Below are 22103 nucleotides of genomic sequence, written 5' to 3' on the forward strand. Positions count from 1 at the left end.
TGGCGCCCGCTAAGATCCCAGTGCCGTATCGGTCGCGGTCCAGTCGAACAGCTGCGCCAGCAGCGAGTTGGCCGCATCGCGTTCTTTGGGTTCTTTCGATACTCGCGCGTACTCGGAAAGCACGAAATCGCACTGGTCGTAGAGCGCGCTCCAGTTATTGTGCGCGGGCAGGCATCGGTGCAAATCCGCGAGATCGCTCATCACCTGCTGCATGTTTTGCGCAAGTGTGCCGTGCGCGACGCTCTCATAAATCCACACCGTGCTGCGCGCCGAACGGCTCCAGAAGTCGGGTTCGGCCTCATCGTCCTCGGGCGAAACCGCGCCGATTTTGTTCCAGTCGGGCTCGCGGTACGACTCGAGTTGCCCGGCGAGATGCGCGACAAGTTCTATCGCATAGCGCTGGATACGTACGTAGTACACCCTGGCATCGCCTGTGTTGCTACCTGTCGTTTCCGCTTCGATGTAGTGGCTCATGGCCTGCATGATCGCAGCCAACTGCGCTTCGCGGCAGCCTGCGAAGCGCTCCACCATCGCGAGCCGCATGCTTGCCGATCCGCATAACGCTAGCCGCTCCATCGAGGGATACAGGCTGACGAGATGGCCCTGGCTGGAGGTCGTCGCGGCGTATATGCTGCGCGCCGCTTCGACAGCGGATTGCAGGCGCGCCGCGTCGCCTCCCACCGAGGCCTCTCGCACGCGGTGCAGCGCAAGCCGAACCTGTGTAAAGGCGAGCTGATCGGTCGCATGCAGCGTCGCGCTGCCGTCGTTGGCTTGAACCGCCATCTGATACCACTTCGCGGCCTCTTCCAGATCGCCGGTTTCCTTCCAGGCGTCGGCGAACGCTTCGGCCACTTCGCCGATGCGCTCCCAGTGCGGCGCCGGCTGCGCATACTGCGCATGCAGGAAATCGAGCCGGGTTCTAGCCGCCGCGACGTCAGCATTGTTGACGCGCAGTTCGGTCTGGATCTGCCGCAAGGCGATCATCAGGCCATGCGAAGAGGCGATGCACGCGTAGCGGTCGTCCAACGCCTTCTCTCCGAACTCGCGTCGGCACGCGCCGTCGGCCGTCGGCCTGTCATGGTCCAGCAGCGGTGCACGCAAATACCAGTCCGGGTCGCCATAGCACTGGTACGCGGCCCAAGTGTTGTTGTCCGGCGAATAAGCCGCCTCGCGCGCCATTGCGACTGCGTCGAGAAAGCGGCGGCGATCGAGCAATGAGTCATAGAAGCTGGTGGCGAATTTCGCGGCGGCGACGTCATCGACGGCCCATCCCGCCGCCACTACGCAACGTACGCCGATGCGGATCAGCGCTTCGGCCACGCTCGCTGCAAAGTACGGCCGGTTCAAAGGCGGCGGCACGGCGGCTTCCAGCAGACTGCCCGGATCGCTACGAGCCAGATAGCAGCAGTTGATGAACACCAGCTCCGGAACGCGCTGCATCTTCGCGAATTCGTCCGCGCCGAGGAAGACGCCGTTCGAGAGCACCACGCCACCCGCGCGCACGGCAGCGCTCTTCGAAGCGGCGGCCCCTTCGGTGACGCGCGGGTCGGACAACCCTGCGCCGTTGCCGTTTGCAGCCGCGCCGGCTGACGCCGCGCCCGGGCTTCCCGTGCTCGCGGCGGCTGCAGTAAAAGCCGCGGGTTCCGGCGCCAGGGGGGCGGCGCTCGCGAGGTGGTCGGTGACCGGCAGGCCATGGCCGGCGATATGAACGACGCCCCAGTCACTATCGAGCAGATTGACCACGACTTCGCGTGCGTCGGGACCGCGTGCGGTGTCCGAGTCCGCGACGAGCGTCGTCACGCGCCGCGCCCCTGCAAGCCCATTCGTCAAAAGATCACGCACCGCGCGCACTTCGCGCCGCGCGCCCGGCAGCAGCGGATAGCGGCGGTCGTCCGAGCAGGGATCCCCTATCAGCAGGATCGGCGCTTCGCGGCCCGTATCCTCCACCTCGCGTCGAAACTCCTGCGTACGCAACTTGCGCAGCAGTCTGGTGCGTATCGCCCAAGGCTTGTGGCCTCCACTGCCCGTGGCATCCGCGCTCTCCAGATCGCGAGTCGTATCCAGCAGTTCCCACGGGATGCCCGCGGTTCCGGAGTCGAGCTCGATCTGCATTTCGCTCGACCCGTCGAGCAACGGCCGCATCTCCACGGGCACGAGCAGTTTGAACAACGTGCGCCCGACGCTCGCGTCGTTGCACGTGCTCGACGACGCCACACTGACGAGTTCCTGAAGCAGCCGCCCTTGCGCCGCGACCGCGCGCACTTCGGTGCGGGCGCGGCGTGTGTCGAGCGTGTACACGATGGAAGATGTGCCGTCCTGATCGATTTGCGTGGCCGCGGAAATCAGATCGAAATCCGCGCCGCGATAGCTCGACTCCAGCGGACGAAGCAGCGCGCCGGTTCCGATCCGCACGTAATGCTGCACTTCATAACAGCCTCGTGCCGATTCGCTCAGGAGTTGCACGGCGCGCCAACCTTCGACAGCGCGATCGAGATACAGCTCGACCAGCCTCAGCGTGCCGACTTTCGGCCAGGGCACCGCGGCGAGCAAGCGACTCGCCTCCAGTACCCCTTCCGCTACCGACCGCGCGGCCATTCCTGGCGACATGCCGGTGCCGCCGCTGCCCACAAGGGTGGCCGCGAGATCGAACCGCACGGGCACGCCGGCCGAGCCCTGCCGCCTGCGCGCCTCTTCGGCCAGATGTTGCGCCCAGGCGATAACGCCCAGCCGCACAGCATTGACGAGCCCGCTCGCGCGCAAATGCCCCTCATCGCCCAGCCCGACGACGATCACACCCGCCGGACGCGGCATGCTGCGCAGCGGATTGACGCGATCGACCGACGCGTTGACGAAGACCTGCTGCGCCTTGAGCCCCTGGGGATAGCGCCCGAGCCGGATCGACGTACTCATTGCACGGCCCACGAGCCAGTCGAGCACGCATTCCGCGCCGGCCAGAACACTTCCGCGATAGTGGCCGCACATCACGGGTTCGTCGACGAACTTCAGGTCGGCGTTGATGACCTCGATCCGCAGCGCCGCGCTGGACACGGTCGATGCATTCGACGCGTCGGCTTGCGCTGAATCGTGCAACGCGGTGTTCGTCAGTACCGGACGATGCTGGCCGAGCGATGTGCCGCGTAGCGTCACGACGTCCGGAGCGCCGGGCGCCGCCGCCGGCGAAGCGGATACGCCCGGATCCGGTGCGTCGTCAAGGCCGTAGACGACGCTCATCCCGACGCTCCTGCCGCGGTCGCAGGCGCGTCGCCAGGATCGCGCGCTGCGCCGCTTGTCGCCCCGACGGACGGTGCCGTCGACGTTTGCAACGCAGGATCAATCCGTGTATCGGCGTCGCAATGCACAGCGTAAAGCAGGCCGAGCGGATTATGATGCGCCTTCAGAAACTCGTCGCGCAGGCCGAGCATGACGTCGCCCAACGTCACGCCTGCCAGGAAGCACTCGAAGAAACGGTCGGCCCAAGCCTTCGCAAAGAGGGCCGGCGTCTTGCACTCGGTGCCGATCACACCGCGCGCGCCCTTGTCCATGAAGTACGGTGCGAAGCCGTCATAGAACGTCGACGACAGTTCCGCCGACTCGCACGCGTTGATGAACACGAGCGGCTTGCCGGCCAGTCGCGTGCCGGTCGGCGCGCGCAGCTTCAGGTCGTTCAGGCTGACGAGCCCGTCGGTGAGTTCGATGCAGGATGCGCCTGGGCCACCATTCGTCAAACCCTTCGAGGCGGCGTGGCAATAGAGATAAAGGATTTGATACGGAGACTCTGCCTGACGCAGCGCGTTGATGAAGTCGTTGCGATTCTGCAGATCCTGGATCGTTGTGCCCGCGCGCCCCTGCCAGAATGTGCGCTGCGCGGCAACCACGCCGATGCCCATTTGCGCATCGATGCCCGCATGAAAGTTCAGGCTCACGTTCAGGCTCGGCACGCTCGCGATCTCCGGCTCGGTCACCGCCATCGGATTCTGCAACGGAATTTGCTCGATGATGTGCCGCATGCCGAGAAAATTGTCCCAGCTTAATTGTGTTTCGTCACTCACGTCGCCCAGGTAGAGCAGCGGCCACGGCACCGGCAGCGTCTGCGCCACAATCTGGATCTTCAACTGCAGATCGGGACGCGTGCCGAGCTGGCGCAGCACGTTGCCCACGGCGCGCACGTCGTCGCCCGCACCGGGGCCATAAAAAAGCGTGTTCAGAAGGAGTGCGCCGGCGTACGCCATGATCGGCAAAGCGTAGTCGAGCGCATCCTGCGGCACGTTGATACCGCTCTGGAATACATAGTTGCCGCCAGACTGGTACATGACGACTTTCATGAGGCTGTCGCGTGCGGAGTCGATGTACGCGTCGATCAACGCAGCGTTGATTGGCAAGCGCACATGCGTCGCGACAGCGCCGCACAGCACGCATTCGTAATCGCCCGCCGTGCCCGGATAGATTTGCAGACTCAGGTCGCGCGGCTGCAGCACGGCAAGGCCGTCGAGTCCGCGGCCGCGCGTGGCGACCTGCACGGCCGGGGCGGTCGTCGATCCCACGTCGAAAGTCAGGTCGATCTGCTGGATGAACTGACCGTCTTTGAGGATCGTCGCCTTCAGCGTGCACGGTCCGTCCTTGCGCGGCGCAATGTCGAAGCGCGCCTTCGAGTAGCCCTTGCCCGTGGGCGGTACGCGCATCAAGCCCGTCTTCCCGGAAACGTCGAAGTCGTCGGTGTCGATCTGCACCGTGAGCACGATGGCGGCGTCGCCGGGCGCGAAGACGCCACGCTCCGCGAACACCACGCTGGCCGACGCATCCTGATGCGCGCTCACGTCTACGCCGAAGGCCAGCGTATGCCACTCCCCCTTGACGAGCGGATCGGCGGGCTCCTTGTCCTCGAACTCGGCGTTGATCCAGCGCGCCGACGCGGGAGGCATGGGCGCGCTGCCTGGCGCGGCTGCTGCGGCCTCAACGGGTGGCGATGCGCCCGGCGCCTCGGCGATGTCGAGCAGCCCGCCGCGCACCACGATCGGTGCGGCAGTGGGCGCCTCAAACGGTTCCTCGATGCCGAGCAGGCCGCCTCGCGGCGGCAGCGCGCGCATAGGCGGGGGCACGACCGGCGGCTCGGCGGGCTCGGCGGCAGCCGCGCCGCGGTGTGCTGCGCCAGCCCCCGACGCACCCGCGAGTGCACCCGACCAGAACGCATGCGCGACCTCTGGATGCGCAATGTCGCTATGCGCACCGGCCGGGCCGCTGCCGTTGCGGATCACGCCGCTCGCATCGAAGTTGAATACGTGCGCGTCGCTGAAGTCATATCGCGTGTCGAGCGCCCCCAGCGTCAACGCCATCGTTTCGGGCGCACCCTGAATGCCGAAAGCGCCGACGCCGCCATACTTCGGAAACGAATCGGCGCCCAGCAGAAACTGTCCCTTCGCCGCCGCGCCGAGCGGATAGAACTTGCCGACTGCAGTGTCCCAGCTCGACTTCGTCGTGAGTAGCGGTCCGCGAACCAGCGCGGTATCGAGGATGCGCGAGAAGTAACCTGAGGTGCCGGGCGCAAACGGCACATCGGCAGCGAAGGACCACAACGACAGTGCGCCCTGCACCAGGAATAGCGAATCGACGGGCCGGCGCAGTGCGGGGGGAGCGCTTGCGGCGCTCGTGATGCTCTCGCCCGCGATCATGCCCGACACGACGATGCAGCCGAAGCTATGTCCCATCAGGTGAAATCGCGCGGTTGCGCTGGCGTTCTGCATCGCGCCGAGCAACGCGTGCGCGCCGCCCTCGCCGAAAGTGCGGGCGCGGTCCTTCATCTTCCAGAACGAGAGCTGCCGCAGCGGCGCGAGCACCGCGCCCTTGACCGCGCTGACGATACCGAGCAGATGCGGCGTAGCCGCCGCCGTGCTGGGCTCAGGGGTGAGCGCGTCGACGATCGCCTGTGGGTCGAAGCCGTCCTGATCGGCGCCCGGCCGGCCGGCGGAACTACCCGTGCGCAGTTTCGAAGATGCGAAAAGCGTCTCAAAATCAGCCAGCACGGCGCCCGGCAGGTTCGTGTCGCTTGCCTTGTCCGCAAAGGCGAAGATGCGTTCCAGCGCGCCTTGCGCGGTCGCGTCGGCGCCCAGTTGCGCGGCCAACGTGTCGATCGCGTCGCGACTGGAAGCGCCCGCGCTGGGCGCCAGCACACCGGCAGCCGTCGTGCTACTCGCGGTCGCGGGGACGGTCTCCATGCCCCACGGCAAGCTCGGCCAGTGCACGCCGATCACCATCGGATTGAAGGCCGGATTGCGCGCCTCCATGGCGGCGAGGTCCGCCTCGCACTGCGCCATCGCGCCAATCCAGCGATCGTACTGGTCGATCGCCGCCGGCACATCGCCTTGCCAGCCGTGGCTGCACATGAAGACGTCAGTGATCGGATCGTCGGCCGCCGCGAGCCGCGCCATGACCGCGGCGCTCAGCATCGTACCGTCGGCTTCGGCGCGTTCGCGGCCGTTCTCGTCGAACAGGATCAAGTAGTAGGCAATATCGCTACCGGGAATGTTGCGGATCGGCATCGCGGTCTCCTTCGCGTGCTGCCTGCACGGGGGCCTTGCACGCCACTCACTCGGCAAGCCCCTCTTCGAACAGCACGGCCTCCAGCTCACGTCGCTGCACGAGGCCGGCCATATTCGGATCTCCGGCCCATAGACGCTTCATCGAGCGGATCTGTGCCGGAATATCCGCCAAATTCTGATTCTGGATGTCACTGCTGATTGCGCGCATCTCGGTGTAGCGGTCCCCAGCGGCGTTGAACGACGCGCCGCGGTTGAACACGAGCGAAACCAGGGCCCCGAGGCAATCGGGATTCAGGTTGGCCGCAGCTGCCGGCAGCGCCCCAAGCGTGCGCGACGTGTAGCGCGGCACGTCGGTCTGGCGAAACACGGCGTCCGCCGCCGGGAATGGGACAGTGACGATTTTTGTTTGCGGCAGGATCTGGCTTGCGGCCTGGCCCGTTTTGCCGCATGCCGGCGTGAGCGTGGTCACCGCCGCCGCGCCCAGCGACGCCGACCAGTCGTTTGCAAGCTGCGCGGCGCTCGTATATCCGATGTCGTAGCCGATGCCGATCGTCACGCCCGAATTGCCTTTTGGCCAGGTCGGGTGCTGATAGAGCCGGATATACACGGCTTCGCTCGTCACCTCGAAAGCGATGATCATGTTGATCGCGCGGTCGGAAATCGGCGCGATGTCGAGCACGAGCAACGGCGGTTCGGGATGTTCGCTCTCGAACTCCTTGCGCTCCTCATCGAGCGAAGTATCGGGCGACAGCAATCCCGGCGTCTGAATGGTCTGCAAGAGCAACTGGTCGAAGGAAGACATGACGTTCACCTTCTGGCACGCGCGGCTCGTCCGGACACACCGCGTCCTGTCGATATATAAAGAACTGCAAACAAAATAATCGGTACGCCAGGCAGATCGCTCGCCGACGGCTGGCAAGCAGGTAGACCGGGGGCGCATGGCCGACGATCCGCTCGAACACGCGTAACCCCAGTGAAAGCATAGGCGATAATTTTCGCCGGGCAATGCCGTTTTTGCGTTTGATTCGCGTGCCGCACTCGCGCCCCACTCATGTCCTTTTCATCGGACGCGCCTCGGGTCCGACGGTTTGCTAACGCGATGCGCGGTTCTCCTCGATTCCACCCAGCGCATGGCTGCTCTGATTCCGCCTCAAGGGTGAGGCACGAAAGCCTCACCCAGTGTGCCGCGCTTCATCCCGCTCGTGCGTGTTCACCGGGGGGTTCCCATATGGCAGATTCGCCATGCGTGCGCATTCGCGTATTGCCGCGCCGTTCTACTTTCCCTTTACCGTTCTTCGCCGCCCCGCCATTGGTACGACACTTGCGTGATGCGCACCATCACGCAGGTGGGCAACGATGAAGAGTGCGGCCCCCCCGGTCGAAACCATCAAGTCGCGCATCGTGGACTATCTGCAGCAGCACCCCGCTGCGGCGGACAGCGCACGCGGCATCCAGCGCTGGTGGCTGCCGGGGCGCGAGGTGGCGCTTGCGCTCGTCGAAGCGGCGCTGGAACACCTGGCGAGCGAAGGTCGGATCACGAAAACGCTCTTGCCCGACGGCAATTCGGTCTGGTCGGCCGGGTCGCTGCCGAGGCTACCGCACAAATATATGTAGTGCTTAATATTGGCATACTGCGCCCATCGCGCTGGAGGCACCATGTCAGAGAAGCTCAGCTGGAATCTTTCCGCCAGCGCGACAGGCGGACCACAGTTGTCCCACGCGGGCAACTCGGCGGTCGACGGCTACGACAAGCTTCAGGTCACCGTGACGAAGGCCCAGGGCGCCACGTTGAGCGTCGTCCCCGGCAAGTGGTCCGGCGTGTCGCTGCTCATGGTCAAGCCTTCGATCCTCGACCCCAAGCTCACCTACAAGACCGGCACGATCACCGCCGCGCTCGACGGCACCCTGCTACTCGTCGGCTCGGGTGCGGTGTCGCTGCTCGGCGACGGCGACGCCCAACTCGCCTTCAGCTACGGTGGCGACGCCGACGGCGACATCGTGATTCACGTGCTCGTCGGCCGCAACGCGACCTGACACGGTCGCTTCCTCCATCAACCGTCAACGAGGGAACCACGATGCCCGTCGCCCTGACCTCTCCCGGCGTCTACGTCGAAGAACTGCCCAGCGGGCAGCACACCATCACCGGCGTCGCCACGTCGATCACCGCGTTCGTGGGCCGCACGTTGCGCGGCCCGAGCGACCAGCCGCTGCTCGTGCAGAGCTATGGCGACTTCACGCGCTACTACGGCGGGCTGTCGATCGACAGCACCGTGAGCTATGCAGTGCAGCACTTCTTCCAGAACGGTGGCACCCAGGCGCTGATCTGCCGCGTCGTCAACGCCGCGAGTGCAACGCAGTTCGTGCTCTCCCCCACCTTCACGCTCACGGCGGCCAGCGAAGGCTCGTGGGGCGACCAGTTGTGCATCCACATCGACGACCAGACCGGCACCCCGCCGACCAACCCCAACCTCTTCAATCTGTTCGTGAAGGATATGGGCACGGGCGTCGTCGAGATGTGGCGCAACCTGTCGATCGTGGCGACCGATGCGCGCTACGTGGTGACCGTGCTCCAGCAACAGTCGATGCTGGTCCGCGCCGTCGTCACCGGCGCCAACGTGCCGCCCAGCAACGGCAACCTCAATCCCGGCGACGACCCGTTCGCGGCGGCCAACTGCACGACCGCGGCCAGCGCGGCCCCCAACGTCTTCACGAAAGGCTCGGACGGGGCCACCATCACCGATGACCAGGTGGTCGGCGCGAGCGCGCAGGGCGCGGGAACCGGGCTTTATCTGCTGGACAAGGCGCAGATCTTCAATCTGCTGTGCATCCCGCCCTTCACGCGCGATATCGGCAACGACCTGGCGAAGACGACATGGGACGCAGCGGTCGCGTATTGCGCGCCGCGCCGCGCCGTCGTCATCGTCGATGGACCGTCGAGCTGGACTTCAAGCTCGCAGGCCGCGGGCGATCTCACGAGCGCCGCCGTCATCACGGCGGCCGACAACGCCGCGATCTATTTCCCGCGCCTCCTGATCGCCGACCCGAACTATCAGAACCAGTTGCAATCGTTCGCACCCTGCGGCGTGGTGGCCGGCATCTACGCCCGCACCGACGCGCAGCGCGGCGTGTGGAAGGCGCCCGCGGGCATTGATGCGTCGCTCTCGGGCGTCTCCGCGCTGACGTACGACGGCATGAACCCCGCGCTCATTACCGACGCGGACAATGGGCTCGTCAACCCGCTCGGGGGCAATTGCCTGCGCAACTTCCCGGTGACGGGCCTCGTCGTGTGGGGCGCGCGCACGCTGCGCGGCGCCGACATGTTCGCGGACCAGTGGAAGTATCTGCCGGTGCGCCGCCTCGCGTTCTATATCGAATCGAGCCTGTATCAAGGCACGCAATGGGTCGTGTTCGAACCGAACGATCCGGCGCTGTGGGCGCAGATCCGCATGAACATCGGCGACTTCATGCAGACGCTCTTTCGTCAGGGTGCGTTCCAGGGCACGAGCCAGGCGGACGCGTACTTCGTCAAATGCGACAGCGAGACCACCACGCCCACCGATATCGGCAATGGCATCGTCAACATCCTCGTCGGCTTCGCGCCGCTCAATCCGGCCGAGTTCGTCGTGATCCAGATCCAGCAGATGATCGCTCAGGCGTCCTAGGAGACTCCGCATGGCTCAGTTCACCGTCAACGCGACGCGCTTCGATCCGTACAAGAACTTCAAGTTCAGGCTCAAGTGGGATGGCCGTTACGTGGCCGGCGTGTCGAAGTGCAGTGCGCTCAAGCGCACGACCGAGGTCATCGAGCACCGCGAAGGCGGCGATCCTTCAACGCCGCGCAAGTCGCCGGGCCGCACCAAGCACGAGTCGCTCACCCTTGAGCGCGGCGTCACGCACGACATCGCGTTCGAGCAGTGGGCGAACAAGGTGTGGGATCTCGGCGCCGGGCTCGGCGCGGAAGTGTCGCTCAAGGACTTCCGCAAGAACCTGATCCTCGAGGTCTACAACGAAGCGGGGCAGCTCGCGATTGCGTACAAGGTCTATCGCGCATGGGTGTCCGAGTATCAGGCGCTGCCCGATCTCGACGCCAACGCGAATGCCGTCGCGATCCAGCACATCAAGCTTGAAAACGAAGGGTGGGAGCGCGATACGTCGGTCATCGAACCGACCGAACCGAGCTTCACGCTGCCGCCAAACTGAGCGCGCGAGCGCACGGATCATGGACCTCGATACGCTGATCAGCACCTGGGAGGCGGCACTCGCGCAGCCGGCGGCGACGCGCACGGCCACGCTCGTGGCCGTGCTGCGCGAAGGGGCCGGCGATCCGCTCGCGCTCGACGTGGGCACGCGCGAACACGACGCGCTGCGGCTGGCCGCGTGCATCGTGGGCGATGCGCTGGACGCGCAGACCGCCTGCGTGCACTGTGGCGAGCGCATGGAGATCCGTGTGCCGCTCGCCGCGCTGGAGCGCGTCCCGGTAGATACCGCCGAGGTGCGCGACGGCGTGTGGCAAGTCGGTCTGCGCGTGCCCGATACGCACGACGTGCTCGCTGCACTCGATTTCCCGGCGGGCGAGGCAAGCGAAGCGGCGTTGTTCAGCCGCTGCGTGAGGAGCGCGCAATGCAACAGCGAAGCGCGCACCGCAAACGATCTGCCCGCCGCCTTGCGCGCGCAATGCGAGGCCAGGCTCGATGCGCTGGCGCCGCTCGCCAATCTCACGCTCGATCTCGTCTGTCCCACGTGTGGCGCTGAAGATGCCGTGCCGCTCGACGCCGGCGCGTTCGTGTTCGAGCGCATGCGCCACTGGGTCGAGGACCAGCTCGACGACGTCGCGCGGCTGTGCCGCGCCTACGGCTGGCGCGAGGCCGACGTGCTCGCGATGAGCGCGTGGCGGCGGCGCTTCTATCTCGCACGCGCGGAGGCCATATGAACTTCATTCGCGGCGTGCTGGCGCGCGCGCGCGGCGAGCTGGCGCGCATCCGGCCGCGCAGGGACTTCGCCGATGACGATAGCGATCCCGCCATTGGCATTGCCGTTGCCATCGACGACGACCCGGTGAACGCGGCGGCGCCCCGCGAGCGCTGGCACGAGGACGTCGCGTTCGTCGAACCGGCGCGCGTGGTTCAGCCTCGCGCTGGCGCTGGCATGGAGCCGACCCGCCTCGCCGCGCCGCATCGCGCGCCGTCTGTATGGGCGCGAGCGCCTGGGCAGGACGAAGGCGATCATGAAAGCGAACATGCGCCGCTCGACCCGCGCGCCACGCTGCCACTTGCGCCCACGCCCATGCCGGGCGAGCGCGCCGCCAATCCACCGGCAGCGCTTGCGCACGACATAGAGCATTTGAGCCCATCCGCGCCACGCAAGCGCGCGGACGCGGAAGTGCCACGCGCGCCACTGCGGCACGCCGAAAGCGCGCGCCCACAGCCTGCACCTGGCGCACCTGGTTCACCGACTGCCCCTGCGCTTGCGCCATTGCAGATCGACATCCACATTGGCCGCGTCGAAGTCGCGCCGCCGCCCGCGCCGTGCGTAACGAGCGTAACGAACGGTGCGGTGCGCACGCCGCGTCTCACGCTCGCGGACTATCTCGCCCAAAGGAGTGCGAAGCGATGAGCACGGCACTCGCAGTCGCGGCGGTCACGCAGGCGCTCAAGAACCTGCTCACCGATGGCGTGCTCGACGACGAAGTAGCGGCCCAGGTCGGCGACGTGTCCGTCACGGCGCTGCCGCCGGATCGCGTGCCTGTCGACGGCGCCGACGCGCGCAGTCAGCTCAACCTGTTTCTCTATCAGGTGATCGAGAATGCTGCTTGGCGCAACATGGGCTACCCGGCATTCAGCAGCGACGGCAACCGCATTTCCAATCCGCCGCTCGCACTCGATCTCCACTATCTGCTGATGGCCTATGGCGCACAGGAGCTTCACTCCGAGATCTTGCTCGGCTATGGCATGCAGGTGCTCCACGACACGCCGCAGTTGTCGCGCGACGGGCTGCGCGCAGCGCTCACGGGCGTTACACCGCCCGATCCCAATGCATTGCCGCCGCAGTTGCGTGCGATCGCGACTTCCGGTCTCGCCGATCAGTTCGAGGTTGTGAAGCTCACGCCCGAGGTGCTCTCGACCGAAGAGATCTCGCGGCTGTGGACCGCATTCGGCGCGAAGTACCGCACGAGCGCCGCGTATGTGGCGTCGTGCGTGCTGATTCAGCAAACCATCCAGGTCGCGGCGGCCAAACCGGTGGCGCGAGCCAATCTCAAGGTGCAGACGTTCCTGAACGCGAGCATCGACGCGATCGAGCCGCAAACGGCCACGGCGGGCGACACGCTCACGCTCACCGGCTCGCAACTGTGGCAACCCGGCGTGACCACCGTGCAGATCGGCGCGGTCAACACCAACGCGCTTGCAGGCGCGACCGGCACGCAGGTGCAGGCGAGCGTGCCCAGCACCGTGCCTGCGGGCGTGCAGCCCGTCTATCTGGTTCAGGCCGTCGATTTCGGCGCGCTGGGCGGTGGACAGCACCCTGGCGTCGAATCGAACTCGGTCGCGTTCATGCTGATTCCGCGCTTCGATCCGCTGCCGTTGACGATCGCGCGCGGTGCCACGCTCACGCTCACCGTCACGCCGCCCGTCGGCTTCGATCAGGACGTGAGCGTGCTGTTCGGCGAAGTCGCGGTTATCGTGCCGCCGCGGACCAAGCCCGCCGCGGCACCCTACACGACGACCACGATCAGCGTGAGCGTGCCTGCCGGCCTCGCGCCCGGCGCGACGCTCGTGCGGCTGAGCGTCGACGGCGTGCAGTCCGCGGTCGATCTTTCGGGCGGCGCGCCGGGCAAACCATCAATCGGGGTGACCTGATGAGCACGCTTGAACAAGTCGCCTACGCTGGCACGGCAGATAAAAGCATGGACGGCAGCACGGCAAGCGGTCTCGCCCGCCAGCTCGACTGGTTGAAGACGCAACTGAGGGGCGATGCGGCCGGACCCTGGCCCGCCGCGCCGGGCTCCGCGCTCGACGAGCTTGCCGGGCGTTTCGCGCTGTCGCCGTTCGCGCGCGCCCTGCTGCTGTTCGCAGCGGCGCCCGACCTCGACGGCGAAGTGCTCGCGCTCATGACGGCGCGCGACGTGCGCCACCCGTGGCCCACCCTCGCGCTCGCGTGGCGCCTGTTCGGCGCGTCCGACCCCGCCGCGCTCGCGCCCCATGCGCCGTTGCGCGCGCTCGACCTCGTGCGCTTCGGCGGCGACGGCGCGCTCGCCACGCGGGCGCTGTATGCCGACGAGCGCGTCGTGTTCGCACTCTGCGAAGTCGCGACGATCGACGCATGGCTTGCGCCGTGGCTTAGCGCCTTGCCAGGCCAAACACCGGGCCACGCCCCGCCGCCGCGCGACGCGGCACTCGCCGACGCCCTCGCCCGGGCGCTCGCCGACGAGGATGATCCGCTCGTCGTGCTGTGCGGCGGCACGGCCGCGGAGCGCCGCGCACATGTTCTCGACGCCGCGCGCCTCATCGACGCGAACGCATGGCTGCTCACGCTGCCCGACGCGCAACAGGCCGACCCTGATCCGCTCGAATTCGAGCGCCGCTGGCGGCGCGAAGCGGCGCTCGCGGCGAACGTGCTCGTCGTCGATGCGAGCGGTTGGCCCGCCCGCTGGCTTCATGCGCTGGAGCGGCTCACGACCTGCGTGGTCGCCGCCGATACCCCGCCATCGCTGGGGGGCCTGCGCGCGCAAAAGCTGCTGCGCATCGGCGACAGCGGCATCGTCGCGCATGCCGCGCGCTGGCGTGCTACGCATCCCGCGCTCAATCGCGAGGGCGCGCTGCGACTCGCCGCCGAGTTCCGTCACGCGCCCGAGCAAATCGCAATTGATGCGCCTGCCACGCAGGCCGCGACCGACGACGACACCCGCGCCGCCCGCGCAGAGCGCCTGCCGCGCGCTCACGGCAGCGGGCATGAGCGGGCTCGCGGATCGCATCGATTCGCCGGTGAATTGGGGCAACCTCGTGCTGCCCGCCGAACAGGCCGGCCAGTTGCACGACCTCGCGCAACACGCGGCGGCGCGCGCGGTGGTTGGCGACGCCTGGGGCTTCACGCGCCGCGGCGGACGCGGCCACGGCATCGCCGCGCTCTTCAGCGGGCCGCCCGGCACGGGCAAGACGCTCGCGGCGCGCATCGTCGCGCGCGTGCTCGGACACGATCTCTACCGCGTCGATCTTTCGCGCGTCGTGAGCAAGTACGTCGGCGAGACCGAGAAGAACCTCGCGCGCGTGTTCGACGCCGCGGACGCGGGCGGCGCCGTGCTGCTCTTCGACGAAGCCGACGCCCTGTTCGGCAAGCGCTCGGAGGTGAAGGACAGCCACGACCGCTACGCGAACCTCGAAATCGCCTACCTTCTGCAGCGCGTCGAGGCGTTCAACGGGCTCGCGATCCTCACGAGCAACCTCGACCGCGCGCTCGACGCCGCGTTCCTGCGCAGACTCGCGTTCGTCGTGCGCTTTCCGTTCCCCGGCGAGGCGGCGCGTCACGACATCTGGACCCGCGCGTTTCCCGCCGAGGCGCCATGCGCGCCGCTGCCCTTCGCGCGGCTCGCACGCCTGCCAATTGCGGGCGGCCATATCGCGGCCATCGCATGGTCAGCCGCGTGCCGCGCCGCACTCGCGAGCGGCACGATCGAACTCGAACACGTGATCGCGGCGGCGCGCGCCGAATGCGTGAAACTCGACAAACCGTGGCAAGAAAGCTGGCTGCGGGAGGACGTGCGATGAAGGTGCGCATCGACATCGCGCAACTGGGGCTCGCAGCGCTCGACGAGCGGAGCGCGCGGCGCGTGCTGGCCCATCTGCCAGCCGAGCTTGCCGCGTGCGCCGAACTCGCCGGCGGCGCGCGCTGGCGCACGTTGCGCGTGAACGTGCTGCACGCAACGATGCGCGACGACGATCCCCGCCGCATTGCCCGCGCGCTCGCCGAAGCGCTCGTGCGGAGCGTCACATGAGCGCGCGCGGGTTCGTTCCGTTGCGGCGCGCGCCGCCGCAACTCGCACGCAAGGCGAAAGACGCGCACAAGGACGGCTGCCCATACTGTCAGGAGAAGTCGCGCGTCTCGCAGACGGGCGACGCGCTCGAACACGAAGCGGACCACGCTGCCGATGCCGTGATGCGCCACGCGCCGCCCGCCGCGCTCAGCGCATCGACGGGGACGTTGCAGCGCGATGCGCACGACAAGAGCCAGTCGCTGCCCGCGAAGCCCGGTCACGACGGATACGATCACGACGGGCACGCGCTGGGCCCGAACCACGAAGGCGCGCCGGACCGGCCGGACTGCGTCTGCGAGACCGGACTGAAAAGGCCGCTGGCGGTTGACTCGCACGCAAAATATCGCGCTGACTCCGAACACATGCGCGCCGGTCTCGACCGCCTCAGTCATCCGCTCAAGCGGCCAGGCAAGCATCCGATGAATCCGAAGCCCGCGCCGACCGCAACGCACGCCGCAAAACCACCGGCCGGGGCGCCGCTCGCCGCCCCGCCACCGCGCGGCGCCACCGACGTACACGCGAGCGCGCCGCCGCCCGCCCCGCCGCGCAAGCTCGAAACCACGCCGCGAGTGCAACGCAAAGCGCGCGGCCCTGCGAGCCAGGTAACCTCAACGACGCTCGCCGACGTGCTCGACGAACGCGGCGCCTCGCTCGACCACGCTGCCCGCGCGTTCATGGAACAACGCTTCGGCCGCGACTTCTCGGCGGTGCGCATCCACGTGGGGCCGCGCGGCGCGCGCGCCGCCGATGCGTTCAACGCGCGCGCGTTCACCTTCGGCGAACATATCGTGTTCGCGAGCGGCGAATACCGGCCCGGCACAGAATCGGGGGCGCGCCTGCTGGCCCACGAACTCGCGCACGTCGCGCAGCAAGGCGCGGCGCCGGCGCACGCGGGCGCGCGCGACACGCCCGCACGAGCCCGCGACGACACGGCGGCCCACGCGAAGACACACGCAAAAACGCACACGAAGCCCCACCCACAAGCGCACGTGCCACAGACGCTTCGCGCGGGTGCTCCGCGCCTCACGCGCAGCGCACCCGCCGTGGCACGCGCGGCGAAGCCCCGATCGAAGACGCCGAAAGAGGTGGATATCGAAAACGTCGAGGCAGGTGAACTCGGCACGCTCAACTTCAAGGTAACGAAAGACGACCCCACCGACGGCTCGATCAAGAAACTGCGCACCTTCCTCGTCGACCGCTTCGTGGTGCCCAAAACCAAGGGCCCGGATGCGGGCGCGCTCTATAACGCATTTGCGGGCGTGGGCGCACTCAAGTCGATCATCATGCTCGGCAATGACCCGCAAGCCGGGCTATGGCAAAAACGCGCGGCGACGACGCAGTTGCGCAACCGCTGGCTCGCGAACTTCGGCTGGTCGTCGCAGGACGCCGACGCCAACTGGCAGGACGCTGGCGGCGACAAGACGTTTCCGAACGCCAACGGCAAGCTCTGCGAGATGGATCACCTCGTCGAACTGCAACTCGGCGGCAACAATACGAAGGAGAACATTCAGGCGCTCGACCCCGACGACAACCAGTCCTCGGGCGGCACGATCTGGGCCGAACTTTCCGGGCTCGCCGCCGCAATCAAGAAATCGACGATGCTCGACACGAACGGGCTCGAACAGGTTCAACTGGTATTCCAGGCCGCCACGCCGAAGAAGTCGACCCAGTCCAAGGCCAAATGCAAGAGCAAGGGCAACAAGAAGCAGCCATCGTGTCTTGCAGTCGAGCAATGCGTGGAAAGCGGGAAAGTCGGCGCCGGCGCTAAAGGCCGCGAAGGGACCTCGCTTTACGTGCTCTCCACCGCGCAGGGCCACCAGCAGACGGAAATGACCGTGCCGGACGAGTTCGCCGACAAGCCCACCTCAAAGCGGATCGTCACCTTCACCGAGCTCGGTAACAACGCCGCCGCCACGCTGATTCCCGGCCTGCTCTTCAAGACGCTGGCGCACGGCGCCGGTGGGAACGACGTCATCGAAGCCGACATCGATACACGCAGCGATACAAGGCTGCCGCTCGACTTCGGCGCGGGCGAGAAGGGCAAGGGCAAAAAGGTCAAGCTCAATGTCGAGAAGAAGTTGCACGTCGTCACGCTCGCCAACGCGAAGGCGGACACGCGCATCAAGTTTTACTATCCGTACCTCTCGCCCGGCGAGATCACGTCGCTCACCGAGACCGAAACAGGCCTCGATTTCAGCGGCTATATCGACTCCACCGTGCCGTTGCTCGGGCGCCTCTACGTCGCCTACAAATCGCAGGATGGCAGCCTCGGACTCGCGAAGAAGATCGACCCGGAAACGATCAAGCCGCCCCTGCCGAACACGAAGGTCACCGAAGCCTCGATCGAGCTGGGGCTCGCGCCCGTTCTCTCGGCCAAGGGCGTGCTCGCCTTCAACTACGCGCCGGGCGGCAAGAGCCTGCTCGATGCGAAGCTCACGGCCAGCGCCGACGCAAACGGGCCGCGTTTCAAGGGGGATCTCAATGCGCATTTGCCCGGCGTCGAGGCGACCGGCACCGTTGAATACTCGAAAACCGACGGCTGGAAAGGCGGCGTCACGGCCCATGCCGCCGACCTGCAAAAAAAGTTCAAGTGGGTAAAGAGCGGCGACGTGACCGTCGGTTTCAAGAACGCGAGCGAAGGACTCGCCATCGACGCGCAAGGCACCGTCACGCTCGATCTGCCGCGCGTGACGAATGCGTCGCTTACGCTGCGCAACGACCAGGGCCGCTGGATGTTCAAGGGCAAAGGCATCTTCGACGTCCCCCGCATGAACCCCGTCAACCTCAACGTCGAATACGACGGCGAGCACCTCGAGGCCGAAGCCAACAGCGTTGGCTTCCAGTACAAGGGGTTCGACGCGAAGCTGAAAATCCACTATCTCGACGGCCGCTTCTCGGGCAAGGGCTCGCTCGAATTCTCGAAGGGCCGCGCGCACGGCAAGCTCAACATCGAGCTGCTGCCCACCGAAAAATTCACAGGCGACGGCTCCGTCACGATCGTCGTGCGCGAAGGCGTCGAGGCGACTGGCTCCGTCGCGCTCGACAAGGACGAGAAGCTGCACGTTGGCGGCAAGCTCGCGTTCGTCAAGCCTATCCATCTGTTCGACGCCTTTGGCGGCCAGGCGACGCTGCTTAAAGCGGGGATCAGCATTCCGATTCCGGGCGCGAGCATCGGGCCGGTCGGATTGAAGGCGCGCATCGAGGGCGAGCTGTCCGCGGGCTACCAGATCGGCCCAGGCGAGATCCGCAACGCCGCTGCCGAAGCCAGCTTCGATCCGCTCGAAGACGACAGTAACCTGTCGTTCAAGATCGGCGGCCAGTTGTGGATCGGCGCATCTGCGCACATCACCGGCGCGATCACGGGATCGGTCGTGTTCGACGTGGTCGTCGCCGAGGTATCGGGCAATCTGACCGTCAGCGCCACGGCAAGCCTCAATGGCGAAGTGCTATCGAACGTTTCGCTTACCTACGCGAAGTCCGTCTACACGCTGAGCGCCGATTTCGCCGCGACCCTCGCCCTGGCGATCCGGCTCGCACTCGAAGCGTCGGTGCGCGCGTCGGCGGGCATCGGCCCATTCAAGGTCGAGACCGAGAAGAAGTGGACGCTCGCGCAACGCAGCTTCGACACCGGCCTGACACTCGGCGTCAAGGTGAAAAAGCCGCTGACGTATAGCTCCGATAAAGGGCTCGACGTGCCCGGTCCTTCGGACATCGAAGTCACCAAGCCCGACCTCGATCCGCAGACGTTGCTCAAGAACGTCTTCGGCTCCGCAAGTGCCAATGAGAGGGAGCTATGAGCCAGCTCTTTCCGCGCCTCGTCAAGGCAGGCATCGTGCTGCTCGATCCGTCGACAGGCAAGGTGCTGCGCGTGATCAGCCTCCAGTACAACCCGGACTCCGTCACGCGCACGCTGCAGATCCAGGGCATCAGTGAAGGCGGCGACCGCTCCGAGGCGCTGCGTCTGAAGGGTCCCGCCATCGAAACCTTCAAGCTCGAAGCCGAGCTCGACGCTGCCGATCAGCTCGAGTTCCCCGACAAGAATCCCAATGCCGTGCAATACGGGCTGCAGCCGCAGATCGCCGCGCTTGAAGCGCTGCTCAATCCCACTTCAGTAGAACTGATTAACCAGAACACGCTCGCCCAGGCCGGCACGCTCGAAATCGCGCCCAGCGAGTCGCCGCTCACGCTGTTCGTCTGGAGCGCGCAACGCGTGGTGCCGGTGCGCGTGACCGACTTCAGCGTGACCGAGGACGCGTTCGATCCGTCGCTCAACCCGATCCGCGCCAAACTCAGTCTCGGCTTGCGCACGCTGACCGTCGACGATCTGCCCTTCACGCATCGCGGCACCTCGATCTTTCTCAACTATCTACAGGCGAAGGAGCGGCTTGCGGGCCTCGCGCCCTCGCCCGCTCTCTCGGCGCTCGGCATTGGAGGCATTCCATGAGCGCAGCCAGCAACGCGTTGAACACGCTCGAATCGATCCTTCAGGGCTCGGCCGCCGCGAGCCAGGCGTTCGCGCCCAACAGCCGTTACTACGGCGTGCCGACCTGCACGATGACGCTGCCCGACGGCCGGACCGTGTGCTATCTGATGCGCCGCGTCGTCCCGCCGCCCGAGCATTTCGCGCCGTTGCAGCGTCACGCCATCGTCCAGGGCGACCGGCTCGATACGCTCGCCTACGCATACTTCAACGACCCGCTGCTCTACTGGCGGCTGTGCGATGCCAACCGAGCGCTGCGTCCAACCGAGCTGACCGACACGCTCGGGCGCATCCTGCGCATCACGTTGCCGGAGAACGTGCCATCGGGTACGGGCGGCACCATCGGCACCGGCAACAGCGGCGGCGCGAACGGAGGCGCGTGATGCTCAACGGCGGCATTCATCTGTCGATCCTGATCGGCCCGGTCGTGCCGCAACCGGCGCCGCAGGAAATGATCGACGCCTTGCAGACCGCACAGGTCAGCATCTCGGGGCAACTGACCGGCTTTCAGCTCACGTTCACGGTCGGCAAGGGCTCGTCGCTGCTCACCTCGATGCTGCCCTCGGGCGCGTTCGATCCGATCGTCACGCGCATCATTCTGATCGTGACCGTGAACGGCCAGCCGAACGTGATCGCCGACGGCGTCGTCACGCGCCACGAACTGACGCCGAGCAACGACGTCGGCAAATCGACGCTCACGCTTACGGGCGAAGACCTGAGCCGCATGATGGATCTCGTCGAGATGCCGTTCATGCGCTATCCGGCGATGCCGGTGATCGCGCGCGTCTACCTGATCCTCGCGAAATACGCGGCGCTCGGCATCGCGCCCATTGCGGTGCCGCCCGTGCTGCCCGACGTATCGAACCCGACCGAGGAAGTGCCCACGCACATCGGCACCGACCTCGCGTACCTGAAGCAGCTTGCCGAGCAAAGCGGCTACGTGTTCTATATCGAGCCAGGCCCCGTGGCCGGCGCGAACATCGCGTACTTCGGCCCCGACATCCGCATACCCGATCCTCAGCCCGCGCTCACCGTGAATTCCGATGCGGCGACCAACGTCGAGACGCTGAGCTTCAGCCTCGACGGCACGCAGAAGAAGGTCACTGTCGTCACCGTGCTCGATCCGTTCACGCACAAGATTCCCATCCCGATTCCGGTGCCCGACATCAGCGTGCTGCGCCCGCCGATGGGCCAGCGCATCACGCCCCCCTCGCAGGTGGACTTCTACGAAGGCGGCGCGACGCTCTCGCTCGCCGCGGCCGGCAACCAGGCGCTCGGCATCCTGTGGAAGGCCAACGACTCGATCACGGCGCAGGGCACGCTCGACGTGCTGCGCTACGGCCAGGTGCTGCGCGCGCGGATGATGGTCGGCGTGCGCGGCGCGGGCATCGCCTACGACGGCCTCTACTACGTGAACACCGTCACGCATTCGCTCAAGCGCGGCGAATACAAGCAGAACTTCAGCCTGTCGCGCGACGGGCTTGTCGCCAACGTCTCAGGAGTCACGCCATGACAGCCTCGACCACCCAAGCGCAGGCGCGTACGTTCTACGGCAAGTTTCGCGGCACCGTGCTCGACAACCTGGATCCGTTGATGCGCGGCCGCCTGCTGTTGCAGGTGCCCGACGTGTCCGACCTCACGCCGACCAGTTGGGCGGAGCCGTGCGTGCCGCTCGCGGGGCCGACCGGCCCGCCGATGGGCGTGTATATGGTGCCGCCCATCGGCGCGGGCGTCTGGGTCGAGTTCGAACAGGGCGATCCGTCAAAACCGGTGTGGGTGGGCTGCCGCTGGGGCGCGCCCTCGGATGTTCCGCCGCTCGCGCTCGCGGGCATTCCGGGCTCGCCCAACATCTGCCTTCAAACGCTCGGCCAGCAAATGCTGATGCTCAGCGACGCGCCGCCCACGCCCGCCACCGGCGGCGTCGTGCTGAAGAGCCTGAGCGGCGCGATGCTCGTGGTCAACGACGCGGGCATCTTCATCCAGAACGGCCAGGGGGCCTCGATCACGCTGACCGCCAACGTGGTCGATATCAATCTCGGCGCGCTCACCGTCATTTGAGGTAAAG

General features: G+C 66.7%; 17 protein-coding genes. 14 read left to right on the plus strand and 3 right to left on the minus strand.

The window, feature by feature from the left end; translation table 11 throughout:
* Positions 1-9: 9 nt before the first annotated feature.
* From VSR72_RS35975 to VSR72_RS35985, 3 genes are read right to left on the minus strand one after another with little or no spacing between them, the layout of a single operon-like run.
* Positions 10-3231 (minus strand): CHAT domain-containing protein, encoded by a 3222-nt coding sequence (locus tag VSR72_RS35975; RefSeq protein WP_342956994.1) that lies wholly within the window; start codon positions 3229-3231, stop codon positions 10-12.
* A complete protein-coding gene (locus VSR72_RS35980; RefSeq protein ID WP_342956995.1) occupies positions 3228-6533 on the minus strand; it encodes a CHAT domain-containing protein in 3306 nt (1101 codons plus the stop codon). Before VSR72_RS35980 ends, VSR72_RS35975 begins: the two co-directional genes overlap by 4 nt.
* Positions 6534-6579: 46 nt before the next feature.
* Entirely contained in the window at positions 6580-7335 is a 756-nt protein-coding gene (locus VSR72_RS35985) for a hypothetical protein (protein WP_342956996.1), read from the minus strand.
* A 554-nt stretch (positions 7336-7889) separates the two neighbouring features.
* Here VSR72_RS35985 and VSR72_RS35990 point away from each other — a divergent pair.
* The 14 genes from VSR72_RS35990 to VSR72_RS36055 all read left to right on the plus strand — a co-directional run bounded on the left by VSR72_RS35990 (position 7890) and on the right by VSR72_RS36055 (position 22096).
* Positions 7890-8147 (plus strand): hypothetical protein, encoded by a 258-nt coding sequence (locus VSR72_RS35990; protein WP_342956997.1) that lies wholly within the window; start codon positions 7890-7892, stop codon positions 8145-8147.
* Between the two features lie 42 nt (positions 8148-8189).
* Positions 8190-8567: a hypothetical protein gene (locus VSR72_RS35995; protein WP_342956998.1), complete on the plus strand. Its 378-nt coding sequence runs from the start codon at positions 8190-8192 to the stop codon at positions 8565-8567.
* A 41-nt stretch (positions 8568-8608) separates the two neighbouring features.
* The gene (locus VSR72_RS36000) at positions 8609-10195 is read left to right on the plus strand and encodes a phage tail sheath C-terminal domain-containing protein (RefSeq protein WP_342956999.1); all 1587 of its coding nucleotides are present in this window, start codon (positions 8609-8611) and stop codon (positions 10193-10195) included.
* A gap of 10 nt (positions 10196-10205) precedes the next feature.
* The gene (locus VSR72_RS36005; protein ID WP_342957000.1) at positions 10206-10733 is read left to right on the plus strand and encodes a phage tail protein; all 528 of its coding nucleotides are present in this window, start codon (positions 10206-10208) and stop codon (positions 10731-10733) included.
* Between the two features lie 19 nt (positions 10734-10752).
* Entirely contained in the window at positions 10753-11463 is a 711-nt protein-coding gene (locus tag VSR72_RS36010; protein WP_342957001.1) for a hypothetical protein, read from the plus strand.
* The gene (locus VSR72_RS36015) at positions 11460-12146 is read left to right on the plus strand and encodes a hypothetical protein (protein WP_342957002.1); all 687 of its coding nucleotides are present in this window, start codon (positions 11460-11462) and stop codon (positions 12144-12146) included. The genes VSR72_RS36010 and VSR72_RS36015 overlap by 4 nt, the downstream gene beginning before the upstream one ends.
* A complete protein-coding gene (locus VSR72_RS36020) occupies positions 12143-13387 on the plus strand; it encodes a DUF4255 domain-containing protein (protein WP_342957003.1) in 1245 nt (414 codons plus the stop codon). The genes VSR72_RS36015 and VSR72_RS36020 overlap by 4 nt, the downstream gene beginning before the upstream one ends.
* 1092 nt (positions 13388-14479) lie before the next feature.
* Positions 14480-15292 (plus strand): ATP-binding protein, encoded by an 813-nt coding sequence (locus tag VSR72_RS36025; RefSeq protein ID WP_342957004.1) that lies wholly within the window; start codon positions 14480-14482, stop codon positions 15290-15292.
* Positions 15289-15519, plus strand: a complete 231-nt coding sequence (locus VSR72_RS36030) for a hypothetical protein (RefSeq protein WP_342957005.1) — start codon at positions 15289-15291, stop codon at positions 15517-15519. The genes VSR72_RS36025 and VSR72_RS36030 overlap by 4 nt, the downstream gene beginning before the upstream one ends.
* Entirely contained in the window at positions 15516-19355 is a 3840-nt protein-coding gene (locus tag VSR72_RS36035; protein WP_342957006.1) for a DUF4157 domain-containing protein, read from the plus strand. Before VSR72_RS36030 ends, VSR72_RS36035 begins: the two co-directional genes overlap by 4 nt.
* On the plus strand, positions 19352-20002 hold the full coding sequence (locus VSR72_RS36040) for a hypothetical protein (protein ID WP_342957007.1): 651 nt from the start codon (positions 19352-19354) through the stop codon (positions 20000-20002). Before VSR72_RS36035 ends, VSR72_RS36040 begins: the two co-directional genes overlap by 4 nt.
* A complete protein-coding gene (locus VSR72_RS36045; RefSeq protein WP_342957008.1) occupies positions 19999-20421 on the plus strand; it encodes a LysM domain-containing protein in 423 nt (140 codons plus the stop codon). The genes VSR72_RS36040 and VSR72_RS36045 overlap by 4 nt, the downstream gene beginning before the upstream one ends.
* Complete coding sequence (locus tag VSR72_RS36050) at positions 20421-21551, plus strand: hypothetical protein (RefSeq protein ID WP_342957009.1); 1131 nt, start codon at positions 20421-20423, stop codon at positions 21549-21551. The genes VSR72_RS36045 and VSR72_RS36050 overlap by 1 nt, the downstream gene beginning before the upstream one ends.
* Positions 21548-22096 (plus strand): phage baseplate assembly protein V, encoded by a 549-nt coding sequence (locus VSR72_RS36055; protein ID WP_342957010.1) that lies wholly within the window; start codon positions 21548-21550, stop codon positions 22094-22096. Before VSR72_RS36050 ends, VSR72_RS36055 begins: the two co-directional genes overlap by 4 nt.
* The last annotated feature ends 7 nt before the right edge of the window (positions 22097-22103 follow it).

Source organism: Paraburkholderia sp. JHI869, from assembly GCF_038900775.1.
GTDB lineage: Bacteria > Pseudomonadota > Gammaproteobacteria > Burkholderiales > Burkholderiaceae > Paraburkholderia.

Coding starts and splice junctions, on each gene's coding strand:
- VSR72_RS36045 (WP_342957008.1), top strand. CDS start 19,999: ATGAGCGCAGCCAGCAACGCGTTGAACACGCTCGAATCGATCCTTCAG.
- VSR72_RS35985 (WP_342956996.1), bottom strand. CDS start 7,335: ATGTCTTCCTTCGACCAGTTGCTCTTGCAGACCATTCAGACGCCGGGA.
- VSR72_RS35975 (WP_342956994.1), bottom strand. CDS start 3,231: ATGAGCGTCGTCTACGGCCTTGACGACGCACCGGATCCGGGCGTATCC.
- VSR72_RS36055 (WP_342957010.1), top strand. CDS start 21,548: ATGACAGCCTCGACCACCCAAGCGCAGGCGCGTACGTTCTACGGCAAG.
- VSR72_RS35980 (WP_342956995.1), bottom strand. CDS start 6,533: ATGCCGATCCGCAACATTCCCGGTAGCGATATTGCCTACTACTTGATC.
- VSR72_RS36010 (WP_342957001.1), top strand. CDS start 10,753: ATGGACCTCGATACGCTGATCAGCACCTGGGAGGCGGCACTCGCGCAG.
- VSR72_RS36030 (WP_342957005.1), top strand. CDS start 15,289: ATGAAGGTGCGCATCGACATCGCGCAACTGGGGCTCGCAGCGCTCGAC.
- VSR72_RS36050 (WP_342957009.1), top strand. CDS start 20,421: ATGCTCAACGGCGGCATTCATCTGTCGATCCTGATCGGCCCGGTCGTG.
- VSR72_RS36000 (WP_342956999.1), top strand. CDS start 8,609: ATGCCCGTCGCCCTGACCTCTCCCGGCGTCTACGTCGAAGAACTGCCC.
- VSR72_RS36020 (WP_342957003.1), top strand. CDS start 12,143: ATGAGCACGGCACTCGCAGTCGCGGCGGTCACGCAGGCGCTCAAGAAC.
- VSR72_RS35990 (WP_342956997.1), top strand. CDS start 7,890: ATGAAGAGTGCGGCCCCCCCGGTCGAAACCATCAAGTCGCGCATCGTG.
- VSR72_RS36040 (WP_342957007.1), top strand. CDS start 19,352: ATGAGCCAGCTCTTTCCGCGCCTCGTCAAGGCAGGCATCGTGCTGCTC.
- VSR72_RS35995 (WP_342956998.1), top strand. CDS start 8,190: ATGTCAGAGAAGCTCAGCTGGAATCTTTCCGCCAGCGCGACAGGCGGA.
- VSR72_RS36005 (WP_342957000.1), top strand. CDS start 10,206: ATGGCTCAGTTCACCGTCAACGCGACGCGCTTCGATCCGTACAAGAAC.
- VSR72_RS36035 (WP_342957006.1), top strand. CDS start 15,516: ATGAGCGCGCGCGGGTTCGTTCCGTTGCGGCGCGCGCCGCCGCAACTC.
- VSR72_RS36015 (WP_342957002.1), top strand. CDS start 11,460: ATGAACTTCATTCGCGGCGTGCTGGCGCGCGCGCGCGGCGAGCTGGCG.
- VSR72_RS36025 (WP_342957004.1), top strand. CDS start 14,480: ATGAGCGGGCTCGCGGATCGCATCGATTCGCCGGTGAATTGGGGCAAC.